The organism is Aequorivita nionensis, from assembly GCF_046352995.1.
Lineage (GTDB): Bacteria > Bacteroidota > Bacteroidia > Flavobacteriales > Flavobacteriaceae > Aequorivita > Aequorivita nionensis.
The window spans coordinates 44,840-60,193 of record NZ_CP130281.1 but is presented as its reverse complement, the minus strand read 5'-3'; the positions used below and the strand labels follow the sequence as shown (position 1 = coordinate 60,193).

Genomic DNA, 15,354 nt, shown 5'->3' with positions numbered 1-15,354 from the left:
ATACGCAATTACATTTCCTTGAGATCTGGAACCTTGAGTTTTTCAATATCCCAGTTCGCCTTTTTGGCACCCGCGAGATACGTAGATTCCAAAAACGATAGCAATTCCTCTCTGGGGTCATCAGTGCTCACTAAATCCTTGTATTTTAGAAGCGCCATGGGGCTGCCATTGTTGTCAATCCATTGTGCCGATGTAGGTTTTATGGTTTCTTTCTCCAAACCATCCGGTGCAGGGAATGTATAGGAATAGAAAGCGGGTTCGGGTACATTTTCGTCGCCTGCCCAAAATCCAAAACTTATACATTCGTGCGAGTATGCATCTTTATCTGAAATTCTCGCGTCTGCGGGCATTGGTGGGGCTTCGTTTCCGGAAAATCGCGTTACCACCAAGTCTAAAGAGTGCCAATAAAGATGGACGGGACAGGTTTTGCCGTAAAAGCGTCCACTGAATTCTTTAAAGACATTACTGATCCAAAGCATAGTTTTCCATAGCTTGTGGGTGTAATCTTCGTCATAGTGATGGTATTCGGTGATTTCATCAAAAGGTTTGTCGATATCCAAATCAAACGGTAAATCGACAATGGATACGGAAACATTCACCTTTTTCAACATCTTCATGAGATTTTGATAAAAGTCAGCAACGGTAAGCATATTGTTAAGCGGAAAATGTTCCGATTGGCCTTCGCTTGTGTCCACTTCCAGTTGGTGTTTCTTCACATTTAAGGTAATATCAAATTGTTCCGTTCCTGATTTAAAGGGAATGGGGCCCGTGGTAAACCCAGTGGTACCGATATATTCCGTAATGTACCACCAGTGGTTTTTTCGCGGCGTCAATTTTAAACGAACCTTTCCCATAATCTGCAAAAACAAGTGCAGGGTCATTTTCTTTTCTTCATTTCCTTTATAATGAAGGCTTGGCAATTGAATTTGATTTTGCATACTGTTTTGGTTTGGAAGTTGTTTAAAATAATCGACCGTGTTTAATCTTTCGATTTTACCTTCGGAAGAAATTATTGTTTGATAAACTGAAGATTGGCAATCAATCTTACCTTGTCGCTTACCACAATACTGCCAGCCTCGGTTACTGCGTTCCAGTTTAGGTTGAAATCTTTTCGGTTAATGGTTCCAGTAGCCTCAAAACCAGCTTTGGTCTGCCCGTAAGGGTCCACGGCTATTCCATTAAAATCTACGTCAAGTGTAATTTCCTTGGTTACGTCTCTTATAGTCATATCGCCGACCATTTTCTCACCGTCAAATGATTTTGATTCAAAAGTGAGTTTTGGGAATTTTTCCGCATTGAAAAAATCATCCGACTTTAAATGCGTGTCCCTATCCTTATTTTTTGTGCTGATAGAATCAATTTTTGCGCTAAAGCGGAATTTAGCATTTTTAAAGCTATCATCAGCCGCTTCGATAGAGGCGTCAAAATCGCTAAAACTTCCGGTTACTGTTGAAATCATCATGTGCTTAACTTTGAATTCGATTTCAGAATGTGCGGTGTCTACTGACCAATTTGTTTTGTTTTCCATTTTTTTAAGTTTTAATTATTTGTTCGTATTAGTTATTTTGCTTTTCAATAACAAGTAATCCATTGAATACTTGCCAGCTCCAATTGTTGCTATGGCAATGTATATTACCGCGTACAAAAGAGGTAACTCTTGCCTTCCAAACCCATCATTTATATGGATGACCAAGGTTGCAACCATCATTGTAAAGAGCAATGGAATGGCGACCAGGCGTGTGCCAAGGCCGATAATTAGCAGCAGCGAACAAAATACTTCTGCAAAAACGGTTAAGGCCAGCGATGCAGTTTCACCCACACCTAGAGGGTCCAGAAACTGAATGGGCGCGCTTCCCAATAATGATTGAAGTTTACCTAAACCGTGAGTGAGCATAAAAATACCTACTGTTACACGTAAAATTAGAAGCACTATGTCAATGTTTTTAGAATAGTTGCCCGGATGCAGGATGTTTTTGGTGATTTGTTTCATTTGTATTTAAAGCTATAGATTTTAATTTGATACAAATCTACACCGTGAAAAACTCCTATACATTGATGTATGATAAGAAAGCCGCCTATCAACCATTAAGGTATCCAAGCGGCTTTATAACTGTATTTATTTTTCCAAATCTACCAATATCTTTACTTCGGAAGGATCTTTGGTGAGTGTCTCAAAACCTTTTTCTACGATTTCGTCTAAAGAAATCACGCGGGTAATGAGTTTTTCCACAGGAAGTCTTCCGCTGCTGATTAAGGCAATAGTCTGGGGAAAAATGTTGCGATAGGCGGCAGTGCCTAGTATGGTCAATTCCCTTAAGGTTTGGTTTAGGGCGTCGTGGGTCACTTTTCTACCGAAAAGTGCGACCAACACCGCCGTTCCACCATTTCGGAGGCTATTTATGCCATTGTCAAAAGACGCTTGTACGCCGGCTGCATCAATAAAGATATCAACACCATTGCCGGTCAATTCCTTAATTTTTTGGGGAATGTCTTTCTGGCGAGCGTCAAAAGTATGGGTGGCGCCCACTTCTTTCGCCTTTTTCAATCTATTTTCTGAAAGGTCGCTCACAAAAATTTGCGAAGCCCCTGTAGCAACGGCTACCTGAACCGTTAACAGACCGATAGGACCTGCTCCCACAATAAAAACGGTGTCTCCCATTTTCATTCCACTGCGATGTACTGCGTAGGCGGCCACGGCGGCGGGTTCCACAATTGCGCCCTGCTCAAAGGTCATTGAATCGGGCATTTTGTGTACCATGTAGTCCTCTACCACCACATATTTGGCAAAAGCACCATTGGCTGTAAGTCCAACAAATCCTAAAGGTTCGGACAAGTTGTATTCTCCCGTGGGAATAAATGGACTCTCAGGGTTTCTGAAAATCGGCTCCACGGTTACGCGATCGCCTTTTTTGATGTTTTTTACGTTTTTGCCCACTTCTTCCACAACGCCAGAAAATTCGTGACCCAAGGTTGTTGTGCCCTGGTGCCCATTTAGCGGATAAGGTTCGTCAACCGGAATCAACTGTGGGCCGTGGGTGTATTCATGCAAATCAGACCCACATATTCCGGTGAATTTTACTGCAATCTTTACCTGATTGTCGTTGGGAGTTGGAATTTTAGTTTCCTCTACTCTAATATCTTTCGCTGCGTACCAGCGAGCTGCTTTCATCTTCTCCATAATTCCTTTTTTTTCATTAATAAATTTGTTTGATATCGTCTTTTTCGAAAACAGAATTTTATTTCGAAAAAGACGATTTTCTCACTTACCAAACAGTTCTTAATTTTCAAACACTGTTTTTCCGTCTTTGGTCAACGTATAATTGTCACCTTTTCCTCTTAATTCATAAGTATCATTAGCGTACCAAATTCCCGAAGCCGCTTTTTTCTGGGTTAAATCTATTTGTTCGCCACCGTTTAAGAAAGCTTTTACGGTTCCTTCGGTGTTATTGAAGGTCATTGTGAGCACATCGCCCTTTGCGTTTTTTGCTTCGGTGTTTACCATATCGTCTTTATGTTCAAAAATCACGTTTCCATCTTTTTTAAGCTGGATGTCATTGCCTTTACCCCGAAGTTCATATGTGTCATTTTTATACCAAATTCCAGAACCGGCTCTTTCTTGGTTCAAATCAATTGTTTCACCATTAAAAGTAACCGAGGCTGTCCCTTTTGTATTATTGAAGGTCATATGCATTACTTGGCCATCTACGTTCGTTGAAGTTGCGGTAACTATATCATCAGCAGTATTGTCAACTGTTTCAGTGGTTGTATTTTCAAGATTGTCTTTATTTGCATTGTCTTTGCAAGAGGTAAAAAATAAAGCAGTTATGACTGTGATTGTTAGAAATGTCTTTTTCATTTTTTTTTGAATAAATTTGAGGGTTATTGATTATTGTTTTTAACAGTCCATATTGAACCATTTTTTGTGGTGAATTTTTCCAATTTTCCGTTATCGGAAAGTTCATTCAGCATTCTTTCACTTTCAGTTCTTGGATTGCCCGAAAGTTCGGAAAACTCTTTAGCCGTGAGGGTCGGGTATTTTGAGAAAAGGGTCTCCCAATCTTTGCGGTATTCGCTCTTTTTGGCATCGGGACTCAATTTTAAAATAGCCATTTCATAAAAAGCATATGGTCTGGTTCCGTAAATGATTTCCTTATTTCCGGCATCATCTACAACAAAAATGGTTGGAAATCCTCGTACGCCAAGTTCCCTTCCGAGCTTCAAATCTTCTTCAAAAAGTTTCTTTGCTTCGCCTTCAAAATCGGTTTTCAACTGCGCTACGTCGAGGTTTACCTTTTTGGCGGCAGTTGCCAAATGTTCCCATTTGGCGATATTTTTCTTTTTCAGAAAAACCATTTCCCGCATTTCCCGAAGAAACAGCATGGCTTTTTCCCCATCCTGCATTTGTGCGGCCTTAAAGGCGATTGATGGGGGATAGGAGGAATCCAAAGGATCTTCCAGCCACAGGTCTCCGTCGATGGGCATATCGTAATGGACGCTCACTTCGTCCCAATGTGAGGCGACGTCCGAAGGTTTACCGATGCCGCCGCTGTTATAGCTCCAATCGGGCAAAAGACCGCCCATTCTGTAGTCTATTTCAATGGCATCGCCGTATTCCAGTTTCAGTTTGCGGAGTTGCGGTTCTATGCCCCAGCACGAGGAGCAAATGGGGTCTGTATAATAAATTAGCTTTACGGATTTTTTTGTTGATTGCACTTTGTTGTTAGTTGTACTATCAATTGTTTCACCGGTAGTTTCGCACATTCCGGTTTCTATATCGCATAAAAGCGGATTGTTTTTTAAGGTTTCGTTTTTCATATTTTTTGTTTTAGTTCCCTCTTAGAGGAAGTTGAGCACAAGTTGTAGGGTTTTATGACTTAAGTCTGCTATCATAAGTTTTACCGTCTTACGTCAGTTGTTCTATTTTACTTCTTCCGAAGTTGCAAATTCCTCCATTTTTGTTATCAGATCGTTTTCAACGGTGTATATCTGAACCCATTTTTGCTTTAGTTCCCTTCCGGAACGTTTTACTTTTTGATGTTCTCGACCTATTACCACAACCATATTCCCTTCAACTATATATTGTTGAGGTTCAAAGTTTATGATTTCGGTTCTTTCCATAATGTTGATAAAGAAGGTTCTTACACCTTCTTTTTTTTCAAAAGTTCCTGCCGGAATAATTTGCGTTCCGTGATAAATCCATACAGTATCTTCTGAAACCGTTGCTACAAATTTTTCTACATCGCCACTACTAAATGCGGAAAACATTTTTTCTACTACCGATTTTGCTGGATTTTTCATTTTTATAAAATTTAGTTGTTGGTTATATACGTTTAAATATAAGCTGTGAAGAAATCTCCATAAAAATATTTAATTACACTATTACTTCGCAATTGTGTGTACCCATTTTTCAAAAGCCCCCATAAAACTCTTTAAGAAGTCTTTAGTAGAGGCGTTGATAAGTTTGCCTTTATCGTCAAACAGATCTGCGGCTCCTCCAAGGTAAGCTTCTGGTTGGGCCATGGCAGGTACATTTACGAAAGTTAGTGACTGTCTCAAGTGGTGATTTGCACCAAAACCGCTAATTGCACCAATAGAAACGCTAACAATAGCTGCCGGTTTTCCATCCCATGAATTTTTTCCATAAGGTCGGGAACCTACATCAATAGCATTTTTTAAAACTCCCGGTACAGAGCGGTTGTATTCTGGTGTAAAAAACAAAAGACCGTCTGCAGCTTTAATTTCCTTTCGTAAATCGACCCATTCCTTTGGTGGATTTTCCTCCAAGTCTTCATTGAACCAGGGCAGTCCCGATATGTCCAAGAGCTCCATAGATAAAGATTCCGGCGCCATCGCCATCATAGCATTAGCTGTTTTGAGGTTAAAGGATTCTTTGCGAAGACTTCCTACGATAACTGCAATTTTGTACTTTTTCATAATTTTTTTGTATTGAGATTAACTAAAATAACCACCCAGAATACGGCTTTATCGCTATCTTCTGAATGGTTCTTTAATATAAGGTTAATGTAACTACAAACCAATTGTTTGTGAATTAATTAACCCTTTTAAAAATCTATTTTTTAGTTGATTTTGGCGCCCACTTATTATAGGGCGTCATATCAAAGTTATCTACTTCGTCCATTGTTAAACCAAGTGCTTTTGCAACCCCTTGGCCATATTCTGGATCTGCTTTATAACAGTTTCTGATATGGCGGATTTGAATAAATTTATCGGCACCACCCACTTGCGCAGCTGTATTGTTGAACAATAAATCTGCTTTACCATCTGCTTTAATAATACGAAACAAATCGCCCGGTTGTGTGAAGTAATCTTCATCGTCATCCCTAAAATTGTGGGCATAAGCGCTGCCATCCAACTCTAAAGGCGGTTCTTTTGAATCAGGCTGTTCCTGCCATTCACCATAGCTGTTTGGCTCGTAATGCTTGGCTCCGCCATAGTTGCCATCTACACGCATAGCGCCATCACGGTGATAGGCGTGATACGGACACGTAGGCTTGTTTACGGGAATTTGATAATGGTTTACACCCAGTCTGTACCTTTGTGCATCTCCATAAGAAAACAATCTTCCCTGTAGCATTTTGTCTGGAGAGAAACCAATACCCGGAACAATATTGGTTGGGTTGAAAGCAGCTTGCTCTACATCCTGAAAATAGTTTTCCGGGTTTTTATTCAATTCAAATTCCCCAACAGGAATAAGCGGAAAATCTTTTTTAGACCAAACTTTGGTCAAATCGAAAGGGTGGAAACGGTATGTTTTTGCCTCCTCTTCCGTCATAGCTTGAATGTACATCTTCCATTTTGGGAAATCATTTTTTTCAATAGCGTCAAAAAGATCACTTTGTGATGATTCTCTGTTCATGCCAACTATTGTTGCAGCCTCTTCATCAGAAAGATTTTCAATGCCCTGTTGCGTAACGAAGTGAAACTTTACCCAATGTCTTACATTATCTTTGTTGATAAAGCTATAGGTATGACTTCCAAAACCGTGCATATGTCTGTAGCCTTTCGGAATGCCCCGATCGCTCATTACAATGGTAACTTGGTGCAAGGCTTCGGGAAGCAGTGTCCAGAAATCCCAGTTGTTATTGGCACTTCTTAAGTTGGTTTTTGGGTCGCGTTTTACGGCGTGGTTCAAGTCAGGAAACTTCATTGGGTCTCGAAAGAAAAATACAGGTGTATTATTCCCGACCAAATCCCAGATTCCTTCCTCTGTATAAAACTTTAGGGCAAAACCTCTAATGTCTCTTTCGGCATCCGCAGCGCCTCTTTCTCCGGCAACCGTAGAAAACCGGCTAAACATTTCTGTTTTTTTTCCAATTTCGCTGAAGATTTTGGCCTTTGTGTATTTTGTAATATCGTGTGTAACCTTAAAAGTTCCGAAAGCACCCGAGCCTTTGGCGTGCATTCTTCTCTCGGGAATTACCTCTCTGTCAAAATTCGCCATTTTCTCGAGAAACCAGGCGTCCTGCATAAGCATAGGGCCACGAGGTCCTGCGGTTTGTGAGTTTTGATTATCACCAACTGGTGCTCCAGTCTGTCTTGTGAGTTTTGATTTTTTATCCTCCATTGCTTGTGATTTTAAGGTTATTGAATAGTTTATCAATTTACGATATTTCCTAACCAATTAATATGACTTACATCATTATTTGCCAAAAGATTGGGGTTTATAGCGATACAGAATTGGAACATATTTATTTTGAAATTTTTATATTTTCTGGAAAAATGTACAAGATGTGCTGACTTCCATTATCTGTTTTTTTTAAAATATGAAGCTTTCAACACTTTCGTAGTTTTCATCCAGTTTCAGTTAGAAATTTTAAGATTTTGGCTTTATAACTTAAAGGTCATCACCGGAAGTTTTGATTGGTTGGCCAAATCTTCAGAAATACTTCCTCTCAAGAGCCTGTTCAATCCTTTTCTGGCGTTGGTGCTTATGGCGATTACGTCTGCATTGGTTTCTTCTGCATATTGCATTAGTCCATCCTCGATGGAATGCCCGGCTATAAATTTGACCTTATTCGCACCTCCGGCTTCAGAAAACTTTTTCAATTTGACTGAAAATTGTTTGGAACTGATAAAATCGTTGAACGGACGGTTGACATATACAGGTTGTATTTCACAGCCCAATTTAGTTAAAAGAGACTCTGCCTTTTTGTAGGCAGATACGCTTTCTATACTCATATCCGTGGCAAAAATTACTTTTTTAAGACTGAAGTCCGTTGGTGCTGATTTTATAATAAGTACTGGTGTACTGCTGTTCCGCACCATTTTTTCGGCGTTGGACCCTGCGAAAATCCCGTCTTGTAACGAAAGTCCCTGGGACCCCATAATTATCAAATCGGCATTTATTTCGTGGGCCAAGGCATCCACTTCGTTGTAAACTTTATGGCGCTTTATTACGGGTATTACGTTCACGCCTTCCAAATATTTTTTGTCCAAAAACGGCTCGAGCTGCTTTTCGGCCAATGCGAGCATGAATAGCATTTTGTTCATATTTTGGGAATCTGATTTTGAAATTATGGATTCAGATAGCTCCAACATGTGCAAAACGTGAAGTGTTGCATTGTGCTCTTTTGCCAAAATGGCTCCGGTTTCAAGCGCAAATTCTGATTGCTTTGAAAAGTCTACAGGAATAATAATGTTTTTCATTTTTTATATTTTTTATGGTTTATACTTAATAAATTTTCGGTGCCCTAAAATGTTTTTAATTAAAATAGACAGATAAGTTTATGTACTGGTCTTTAAAAGCTTCTGCGCACGCTTGTAATAGGCATCCTTCGCTTCCGCTATTTCCAATTAATTTTTTTAATATCTCGTTATGGCTCCAAAGCCGTTGAATTTTGCCAATTCTCCCTTCGGAAGAAAGGCAACATCACCACCAAAATTCATATTCATCTCAATCATTTCGTCGTATATATCATCAACCACATTCTTATTGTTTCGTTCATCATCTGATACATGAGTAATTTTACCGTTGTCCAAAATTGCTGGTTGATAAAGTCCTTTTTCAACAAAAAGTGTCTGTACTCGACCTTCAATGATGGCTTTGAAAATTTCATTGGTATCGCTCAAAAATTTGTTGTGGGTAACCGCTTTCAGCAACTCCGATTTTCTTTCCGAATTTCTCTCTTTATTGTGTTCCTGCACTATTTTCCAAGCTTCGAAAACTATAGCTGGGGCTTTGTCAGAAATTCTATTTTTATTTAAAAAGGTTTCATAAATGCTATTCTTTTGATCGGCAATTTTCAGGTATTCTGGATAATTTTCTTCCACCGTACAGATTAAGACTGGTAGCGGATTTTGGCTTCTAATGGAATTTACTTCCTTATCGACCCGATTAAAGAACTCGGCAATTAAATTTCGCTGCCGAGAAGCAATGGCTGCCTCTGCGCTATTTCTAGTCCTTAACTGTGAGTTTTCCATTGGAAAAGGCAACTGTACTTCTTTAACAAACTTATCATTAAAAGCTTCTATCAAGCGCACTTTGTCCTGGCTCAAAACTAATACATAATAATTGCTCTCGGCATGCATGGCTCTAATTAGGTCCCTGGTAGCAAAAGTGTTGTCTATAACAACCCGATCTGTTACAGAGATTGGCAATCTTGTAAAGTCAGCAACATCTTGGTTTACGAAAAGCATCAAACTTTCCAGATTATGGCCATGGTCAATCTGCGCGGCAAGTGTTTTCAATCTATCTGCCAATGCGGTGGCATCTTGTTTTGAAATGTTTGCCATAAGTCTGTCTTCGGCTTCTTTTATTAGATTTTTAAGTGTCAATTCGTCTTTTAGATAATCCGGTTTTGTTCTGTGGGTATTTAGGATTATGGTAATGCAATTTTCAGAATTTATATTCTTAAGTTTTTTTAATGTTGTATTCATAGTGATATATTTTTATGATTTTTAATGAAAATAAATTTCAGCTTTTCATATAAAAAAAGGGATTGAAAAAATTCAACCCCTTAATTTGGTTAACTACGGTGATGAATCTAGTCAAGTATGGCCTTTAAAATTTGGCCATTGGTGTTGAAGATGATTTTAATGTTTTCGTTCCAGTTTTTTTCCAATTCAACTAAATAGGCGGTGTCTTCACCTTTTTCAACGGATTCTAAGGAATTAATTTTATAGTTGGGATAATCCCTTTTGATGGTTTCCATCAAATTTGTCGGAATTTGTGCTTGGGTGATGTTTTTTTCTACGTTTATCATTTTTCAGTCTTTGTTGATCCAAATTTCGTGATCCATTTTGCCTACTTTAAATTCTAGTCTATAGTCCGTGCCGTTTTTCTCCCATTCAATATCTGTAGCTGTGGAATAGAACTCCAACAGTCCGTCCGGAAAACTTTGGGGCACTTCGTTTTATTTCAAATCCTGCGTATATAAAGCTCCAGATATAAACGATGCAAGAACTAATAATGTTAAGTTTTTTCATATTTATACGTTTTAAGCGTATTTGGTAAATTTACAGGAAATATACCTGATAATTAATGACTTATCTCATACTTGGTGTGATTTAATATATTTTCGCTTTCGAGCAAATTTTAAATGAAGGTCTGGCTGGGCCAGTTTTTAACGCGAGCTGTATTGAATGTACAAAAGAAAAAACCCCGCCAATTATAAAATTAGCAGGGTTTTGGTTTTATTCGGTGTTTCTATTTGTGACCTGGCTGGGGCTCGAACCCAGGACCACCTCCTTAAAAGGGAGGTGCTCTACCAACTGAGCTACCAGGTCTTCCTTTGAATGCGGGTGCAAATATACTATCATTAAATTTATTTTTCAAAACGAAAATCAATTAAATTTGAGAAAAATTTAAAACTCTTGACAAACAGGGGTTCACAAATGATTTTTTTATCCAAAATCTAGTTTTCACATATTAAATTCGTAAAATTTTCAATGCCATTTGGTTCTTCAAATTAAATAATAGTACTTTGAAATATGAAAATTGTCTTAATTGGATATATGGCAAGTGGTAAATCTTTTGTAGGCAAAAAGCTTGCTGCTGTTTTGGGAATTCCTTTTAAGGATTTGGATGCCGAAATTGAAAATCAAGAAGGCAAATCTATTCCAAAGATTTTTTCTGAAAAAGGAGAGATATATTTCAGAAAAGTTGAGAACGAGGCTTTAAAACAAATCATTTCAAAAGCTGAAGATTTTGTTTTGGCAACTGGTGGCGGTACACCCTGCTACGGAAATTCCATGGATTTAATACTTAGTCAAAAAGACGTACTTTCAATTTATTTGAAAACACCTTTAGATGTTTTAGTTGCACGTTTGCTTTCAGAAAAAGAGAATAGGCCCGTTGTGGCGCACCTCGATACGGAAGAAAAACTTAATGATTTCATTAGAAAGCATCTTTTTGAGCGTTCCTATTATTACAATCAAGCAGCTTTGATCATTGATAATGGCAATGAGAGTGTTAATGATACCGTAGAAAAAATAATCTTGAAATTATTCTAAAATCGCTCTGTCGTTGTTTTTGTCAAAAAACACAGAAACATTTTCATTTAAAGAAGTTGAAAGTGAAATACCCTTGAAATCTGCTTTTATGGGGTATTTTTTATGATTTCTGTCCACAAGCACTGCAGTTTTAAATTGTTTGAGTGGCACTTCCAAAAAATGTTTTACTCCATAAATTAGTGTAGTTCCGGAGTGTAATACATCATCTACTAATAGCAGCGATTTGTTTCTGTACTCTTCCTGTTTTAGGGAGGTTTTTATTGGGTTGGTTGGATTTTTTTTGTCGATAACCACTTCACAGAGCAAAACTTTTATGGGTGAAATTTTTTCCAATTCTACCTTTATTTTTTTTGCAAGCTGAAAGCCATTGGTCATAATACCAGCAATCACAACTTCCTTTTCGTCCACATTTGTTTCATAGATTTGATAGGCAATCCTTTTTATTTTGTGGGCAATTTGTTTTTTATCGAGAATTACTGTTTTTATTTCCTGCATTTCCTGCTAATTTTTTTTCAAATATAGGTATTACGCTTCATTTTCTTCTTCGGGAGATTCCGTAAAATCATCCAGATCTCTACGGTCTTTTTTTGTAGGTCTTCCCACACCCTTCTTGCGATAATAGGTTTTGGCGTATTGAAGCATTTCATTGGTTTCAAAGGCCTCTTTTGGAGTGGTGTCTTTCCTGTAAATGTCCACAAGCTTTGCTCCAACACGGCTTTCTGGCAGATCTAGAACTTCAAGTTGATAGTTTATTTGTTCTTTCCGAAGCGTTATAACATCGCCTTGGTAAACATCACGCGAAGGTTTTACGATATCTCCATTTACGCGCACAGCCCCTTTTTTGCAGGCTTGTGTGGCCATATTTCTGGTTTTTAGATACCGAACGCACCATAAGTATTTATCAATCCTCATATATTTATCCCAAAAACAACGTTAATGTGGTATACAAAAATAGCGGAAAATTGTATCTTGCGCCCACAAAAATTTGATGATGAAAAAAATAAAATTCGGAGTTGCCATTTTAATCCTAATGCTTGCCGTAACCGTTTCCTGTAAAAAAGATGAGGGTGCAGGGACTTATATTCCACCGCCAAGGGACCGAGGTGAAGAGGCCATACGTGCACAGGCAGAGATTGAGGAATTTCTGGAAACCCATTTTTATAATTATGAAGAATTTGAAGCCGACCCAGAAAACTTTAAACTGAAATTTGATACCATTGCAGGTGACAATGCTTCAAAAACTCCTTTGATGCAGCAAGTGACCTCTAAGGAAGTAAAAGATGTTGTGGATAATTCAGTGGTATATAAATTATATTACCTTAAAGTTCGCGAAGGCGGTGGAGATGAACATCCTCATTTTTGTGATAGGACCACAAATACATATGATGGAAGGTTGATGAATCTTGATTTATTTGATAGTGCAGTTGTGCCTGTTAAATTTGAACTTGTAGATAATCCTCCTACTTCTGGAATAATTCGAGGATTGCAACAAGCAATTATTGAATTTAAAGGAGCGGAAGGAGACCCTATTATTAATCCAGATGGTACGCTCACTTTTGAGAATTATGGTATAGGGGCTGTATTTATACCTTCTGGCTTGGCCTATTTTCAATTTCCACCTCCTGGAGATCTCAATGAATATAATCAAATAATATTTTCTTTTGAATTGTTTTCTTTTGAAGTATTAGATCACGATCAAGATGGAATAGATTCATATATGGAAGACCTTAATGGAAATGGCTATTTATATGATGATGATACTGATGCAGACAACGTTCCAAATTATTTGGATACTGATGATGATGGCGATGGAAGACTTACAGAATTCGAAATTGAAATAATAAACGGAGTTGTTACTTTTCCAGATAGAAATGGAAACGGTGTTCCTGATTATTTAGATTCTTCAATTTAAAAAATATCAATTTACCAAAATAAAAAAAAGCCCCGCCAAAATTTTTGGCGGGGCTTTTTAGTTTATAAAAAATTTAGATACGTTTTTATTTTCGTGCTATAACTTTTTGAACAGCATTTACAATTGCTGAAGCATTCAAGCCGTATTTATCCATCAATTGCTCTGGAGTTCCAGATTCCCCAAAAGTATCTTGTGTTGCAATGAATTCTTGTGGAGCAGGATGATTTGTAGATAATAAACGTGCAACGCTTTCACCCAAACCACCAAGGAAGTTATGTTCCTCAGCAGTTACCACACAGCCTGTTTTCTTAACGCTTTTTAGAATTGCTTCGTCGTCTAAAGGTTTTATGGTGTGAATGTTTATAACATCTGCAGTAATACCATTTTCATTTAGGGTTTCTGCTGCTTGCAATGCTTCCCAAACTAAATGTCCTGTTGCGATAATTGTTACATCTGTGCCTTCCTGTAATTGGACCGCTTTACCAATTTGGAAGTTTTGGTCGGCAGGAGTGAAGTTTGCAACCTTTGGTCTTCCAAAGCGAAGGTAAACTGGGCCTTCAAAATCCGCAATAGCAATGGTTGCAGCTTTGGTTTGATTGTAATCGCAAGTGTTGATTACCGTCATTCCCGGAAGCATTTTCATCAAGCCGATGTCTTCCAAAATTTGGTGCGTGGCACCATCTTCACCTAAAGTAATTCCAGCGTGTGAGGCACAAATTTTTACGTTTTTCCCACTGTAAGCAACACTTTGACGAATTTGATCATAAACCCTTCCTGTAGAAAAGTTAGCAAAAGTTCCGGTGAAAGGAATTTTTCCGCCAATAGTCATTCCCGCTGCAATCCCTATCATATTCGCTTCCGCAATCCCTATTTGGAAGAAACGTTCGGGATGGTTTTCCTTAAACTCGTCCATTTTAAGTGAACCTGTAAGATCTGCGCAAAGTGCAACCACATTTTTGTTTTTCTTTCCAAGTTCCGTCAGTCCGTCACCGAAACCTGAACGCGTATCTTTTTTACCTGTATCTGTATATTTTTTCATCTGAACTATTTTCAATTTTAATAATCTCCCAAGGTTACAGGGTTTTGCGAAAGTGCTGTTTCCAACTGCTGATCGTTTGGTGCTTTTCCGTGCCAATCGTGGGTGTGCATCATAAAGTCAACACCGTTGCCCATTACGGTGTGCAACAAAACACAAACTGGTTTTCCGTTGCCTGTTTTTTCTTTGGCCTTTTTCATTCCAGCAACGATAGCTTTTAAATCGTTTCCTTTTTCAATATCCATCACATCCCAACCGAAAGCTTCAAATTTTGCTTTCAAATTTCCTAGCGGAAGAACATTCTTTGTAGAACCATCAATCTGCTGCCCGTTTAAATCTATGGTTACAATCAGGTTGTCCACATTATTTCCGGCGGCATACATAATTGCTTCCCAGTTTTGGCCTTCCTGCAATTCGCCATCACCGCAAAGGGTGTAGATTAAATGTTTGTCATTGTTCAGTTTTTTTGCAAGCGCTGCTCCAATAGAAACTGAAATGCCCTGTCCCAAAGAACCCGAAGCAATGCGAACTCCCGGTAAACCTTCGTGAGTAGTTGGGTGTCCCTGCAAACGCGAATTTAGCAGACGGAACGTATTCAATTCTTCCACGGGAAAATAACCCGCTCTTGCCAAAACACTGTAGAAAACAGGTGATATATGTCCGTTTGAAAGGAAAAATAAATCCTCCCCGATGCCGTCCATTGTGAATTTTTCATTGCGTTCCATCAATTCGTTGTATAATGCAACGAAAAATTCGGTACAACCAAGTGAACCTCCCGGATGACCCGAGTTTACTTTGTGTACTTGCCGTAAAATATCTCTTCGGACTTGAACCACCAAATCTTCGAGCGCTTTATAATCTGCCATAATTAGTTTTAATTTTCAGTGTCAAAAGTAAGGCATTCAGCAAGCGGTTCAAAGTTGAAACGTATGCT

19 protein-coding genes and 1 tRNA gene are annotated in these 15,354 nt (G+C 38.5%); 2 read left to right on the top strand and 18 right to left on the bottom strand.

Going from position 1 to position 15,354, the window contains the following annotated elements; translation table 11 throughout:
- Positions 1 to 8 precede the first annotated feature (8 nt).
- The 14 genes from Q2U82_RS00310 to Q2U82_RS00245 form a co-directional block, all read right to left on the bottom strand.
- Complete coding sequence (locus Q2U82_RS00310; RefSeq protein WP_410005793.1) at positions 9 to 938, bottom strand: DUF5996 family protein; 930 nt, start codon at positions 936 to 938, stop codon at positions 9 to 11.
- 71 nt (positions 939 to 1,009) lie between these two features.
- Positions 1,010 to 1,528 (bottom strand): YceI family protein, encoded by a 519-nt coding sequence (locus Q2U82_RS00305; protein WP_410005792.1) that lies wholly within the window; start codon positions 1,526 to 1,528, stop codon positions 1,010 to 1,012.
- A gap of 15 nt (positions 1,529 to 1,543) precedes the next feature.
- The gene (locus Q2U82_RS00300) at positions 1,544 to 1,990 is read right to left on the bottom strand and encodes a DoxX family protein (protein WP_410005791.1); all 447 of its coding nucleotides are present in this window, start codon (positions 1,988 to 1,990) and stop codon (positions 1,544 to 1,546) included.
- Positions 1,991 to 2,116: 126 nt separating this feature from the next.
- Entirely contained in the window at positions 2,117 to 3,178 is a 1,062-nt protein-coding gene (locus Q2U82_RS00295; protein WP_410005790.1) for a 2,3-butanediol dehydrogenase, read from the bottom strand.
- Positions 3,179 to 3,277: 99 nt separating this feature from the next.
- Entirely contained in the window at positions 3,278 to 3,856 is a 579-nt protein-coding gene (locus tag Q2U82_RS00290) for an MliC family protein (protein WP_410005789.1), read from the bottom strand.
- 23 nt (positions 3,857 to 3,879) lie between these two features.
- Positions 3,880 to 4,815 carry a ClpXP adapter SpxH family protein gene (locus Q2U82_RS00285; protein ID WP_410005788.1) on the bottom strand — a complete coding sequence of 312 codons (936 nt, stop codon included), beginning with the start codon at positions 4,813 to 4,815 and terminating at the stop codon, positions 3,880 to 3,882.
- A 102-nt stretch (positions 4,816 to 4,917) separates the two neighbouring features.
- The gene (locus Q2U82_RS00280) at positions 4,918 to 5,298 is read right to left on the bottom strand and encodes a nuclear transport factor 2 family protein (RefSeq protein WP_410005787.1); all 381 of its coding nucleotides are present in this window, start codon (positions 5,296 to 5,298) and stop codon (positions 4,918 to 4,920) included.
- A gap of 81 nt (positions 5,299 to 5,379) precedes the next feature.
- Positions 5,380 to 5,937: an NADPH-dependent FMN reductase gene (locus Q2U82_RS00275; protein ID WP_410007101.1), complete on the bottom strand. Its 558-nt coding sequence runs from the start codon at positions 5,935 to 5,937 to the stop codon at positions 5,380 to 5,382.
- A 133-nt stretch (positions 5,938 to 6,070) separates the two neighbouring features.
- A complete protein-coding gene (locus tag Q2U82_RS00270) occupies positions 6,071 to 7,585 on the bottom strand; it encodes a catalase (protein ID WP_410005786.1) in 1,515 nt (504 codons plus the stop codon).
- Between the two features lie 263 nt (positions 7,586 to 7,848).
- Positions 7,849 to 8,667 (bottom strand): universal stress protein, encoded by an 819-nt coding sequence (locus Q2U82_RS00265; protein WP_410005785.1) that lies wholly within the window; start codon positions 8,665 to 8,667, stop codon positions 7,849 to 7,851.
- 156 nt (positions 8,668 to 8,823) lie between these two features.
- A complete protein-coding gene (locus Q2U82_RS00260; protein ID WP_410005784.1) occupies positions 8,824 to 9,897 on the bottom strand; it encodes a hypothetical protein in 1,074 nt (357 codons plus the stop codon).
- Between the two features lie 107 nt (positions 9,898 to 10,004).
- A complete protein-coding gene (locus tag Q2U82_RS00255; protein WP_410005783.1) occupies positions 10,005 to 10,223 on the bottom strand; it encodes a hypothetical protein in 219 nt (72 codons plus the stop codon).
- 3 nt (positions 10,224 to 10,226) lie between these two features.
- Positions 10,227 to 10,367: a hypothetical protein gene (locus Q2U82_RS00250; protein ID WP_410005782.1), complete on the bottom strand. Its 141-nt coding sequence runs from the start codon at positions 10,365 to 10,367 to the stop codon at positions 10,227 to 10,229.
- Positions 10,368 to 10,673: 306 nt separating this feature from the next.
- Positions 10,674 to 10,746: transfer RNA gene (locus tag Q2U82_RS00245), tRNA-Lys, on the bottom strand.
- Positions 10,747 to 10,950: 204 nt separating this feature from the next.
- On the opposite strand from Q2U82_RS00245, the gene Q2U82_RS00240 reads away from it, so the two are divergent.
- Positions 10,951 to 11,472, top strand: a complete 522-nt coding sequence (locus Q2U82_RS00240; protein WP_410005781.1) for a shikimate kinase — start codon at positions 10,951 to 10,953, stop codon at positions 11,470 to 11,472.
- Here the strand turns inward: Q2U82_RS00240 and Q2U82_RS00235 are convergent.
- Together Q2U82_RS00235 and Q2U82_RS00230 are read right to left on the bottom strand one after the other, a co-directional pair.
- On the bottom strand, positions 11,464 to 11,967 hold the full coding sequence (locus tag Q2U82_RS00235; RefSeq protein ID WP_410005780.1) for a phosphoribosyltransferase family protein: 504 nt from the start codon (positions 11,965 to 11,967) through the stop codon (positions 11,464 to 11,466). The two genes, Q2U82_RS00240 and Q2U82_RS00235, sit on opposite strands and share 9 nt — an antisense overlap.
- Before the next feature lie 30 nt (positions 11,968 to 11,997).
- The gene (locus Q2U82_RS00230) at positions 11,998 to 12,384 is read right to left on the bottom strand and encodes an RNA-binding S4 domain-containing protein (RefSeq protein WP_410005779.1); all 387 of its coding nucleotides are present in this window, start codon (positions 12,382 to 12,384) and stop codon (positions 11,998 to 12,000) included.
- Positions 12,385 to 12,463: 79 nt separating this feature from the next.
- Here Q2U82_RS00230 and Q2U82_RS00225 point away from each other — a divergent pair, with 79 nt between their 5' ends.
- Positions 12,464 to 13,384, top strand: a complete 921-nt coding sequence (locus Q2U82_RS00225; RefSeq protein ID WP_410005778.1) for an FKBP-type peptidyl-prolyl cis-trans isomerase — start codon at positions 12,464 to 12,466, stop codon at positions 13,382 to 13,384.
- A gap of 85 nt (positions 13,385 to 13,469) precedes the next feature.
- On the opposite strand, the gene Q2U82_RS00220 is transcribed toward Q2U82_RS00225, so the two are convergent.
- Both Q2U82_RS00220 and Q2U82_RS00215 read right to left on the bottom strand, forming a co-directional pair.
- Positions 13,470 to 14,423 (bottom strand): transketolase family protein, encoded by a 954-nt coding sequence (locus Q2U82_RS00220; RefSeq protein WP_410005777.1) that lies wholly within the window; start codon positions 14,421 to 14,423, stop codon positions 13,470 to 13,472.
- A gap of 17 nt (positions 14,424 to 14,440) precedes the next feature.
- Positions 14,441 to 15,286, bottom strand: coding sequence for a transketolase (locus tag Q2U82_RS00215; RefSeq protein WP_410005776.1), 846 nt, complete (start codon positions 15,284 to 15,286; stop codon positions 14,441 to 14,443).
- Positions 15,287 to 15,354 lie beyond the last annotated feature (68 nt).

What these genes read in the sequence shown, in the direction of transcription:
- Q2U82_RS00310 (WP_410005793.1), bottom strand. Translation starts at nt 938, where the DNA reads ATGCAAAATCAAATTCAATTGCCAAGCCTTCATTATAAAGGAAATGAA.
- Q2U82_RS00305 (WP_410005792.1), bottom strand. Translation starts at nt 1,528, where the DNA reads ATGGAAAACAAAACAAATTGGTCAGTAGACACCGCACATTCTGAAATC.
- Q2U82_RS00300 (WP_410005791.1), bottom strand. Translation starts at nt 1,990, where the DNA reads ATGAAACAAATCACCAAAAACATCCTGCATCCGGGCAACTATTCTAAA.
- Q2U82_RS00295 (WP_410005790.1), bottom strand. Translation starts at nt 3,178, where the DNA reads ATGGAGAAGATGAAAGCAGCTCGCTGGTACGCAGCGAAAGATATTAGA.
- Q2U82_RS00290 (WP_410005789.1), bottom strand. Translation starts at nt 3,856, where the DNA reads ATGAAAAAGACATTTCTAACAATCACAGTCATAACTGCTTTATTTTTT.
- Q2U82_RS00285 (WP_410005788.1), bottom strand. Translation starts at nt 4,815, where the DNA reads ATGAAAAACGAAACCTTAAAAAACAATCCGCTTTTATGCGATATAGAA.
- Q2U82_RS00280 (WP_410005787.1), bottom strand. Translation starts at nt 5,298, where the DNA reads ATGAAAAATCCAGCAAAATCGGTAGTAGAAAAAATGTTTTCCGCATTT.
- Q2U82_RS00270 (WP_410005786.1), bottom strand. Translation starts at nt 7,585, where the DNA reads ATGGAGGATAAAAAATCAAAACTCACAAGACAGACTGGAGCACCAGTT.
- Q2U82_RS00265 (WP_410005785.1), bottom strand. Translation starts at nt 8,667, where the DNA reads ATGAAAAACATTATTATTCCTGTAGACTTTTCAAAGCAATCAGAATTT.
- Q2U82_RS00260 (WP_410005784.1), bottom strand. Translation starts at nt 9,897, where the DNA reads ATGAATACAACATTAAAAAAACTTAAGAATATAAATTCTGAAAATTGC.
- Q2U82_RS00255 (WP_410005783.1), bottom strand. Translation starts at nt 10,223, where the DNA reads ATGATAAACGTAGAAAAAAACATCACCCAAGCACAAATTCCGACAAAT.
- Q2U82_RS00240 (WP_410005781.1), top strand. Translation starts at nt 10,951, where the DNA reads ATGAAAATTGTCTTAATTGGATATATGGCAAGTGGTAAATCTTTTGTA.
- Q2U82_RS00235 (WP_410005780.1), bottom strand. Translation starts at nt 11,967, where the DNA reads ATGCAGGAAATAAAAACAGTAATTCTCGATAAAAAACAAATTGCCCAC.
- Q2U82_RS00230 (WP_410005779.1), bottom strand. Translation starts at nt 12,384, where the DNA reads ATGAGGATTGATAAATACTTATGGTGCGTTCGGTATCTAAAAACCAGA.
- Q2U82_RS00225 (WP_410005778.1), top strand. Translation starts at nt 12,464, where the DNA reads ATGAAAAAAATAAAATTCGGAGTTGCCATTTTAATCCTAATGCTTGCC.
- Q2U82_RS00220 (WP_410005777.1), bottom strand. Translation starts at nt 14,423, where the DNA reads ATGAAAAAATATACAGATACAGGTAAAAAAGATACGCGTTCAGGTTTC.
- Q2U82_RS00215 (WP_410005776.1), bottom strand. Translation starts at nt 15,286, where the DNA reads ATGGCAGATTATAAAGCGCTCGAAGATTTGGTGGTTCAAGTCCGAAGA.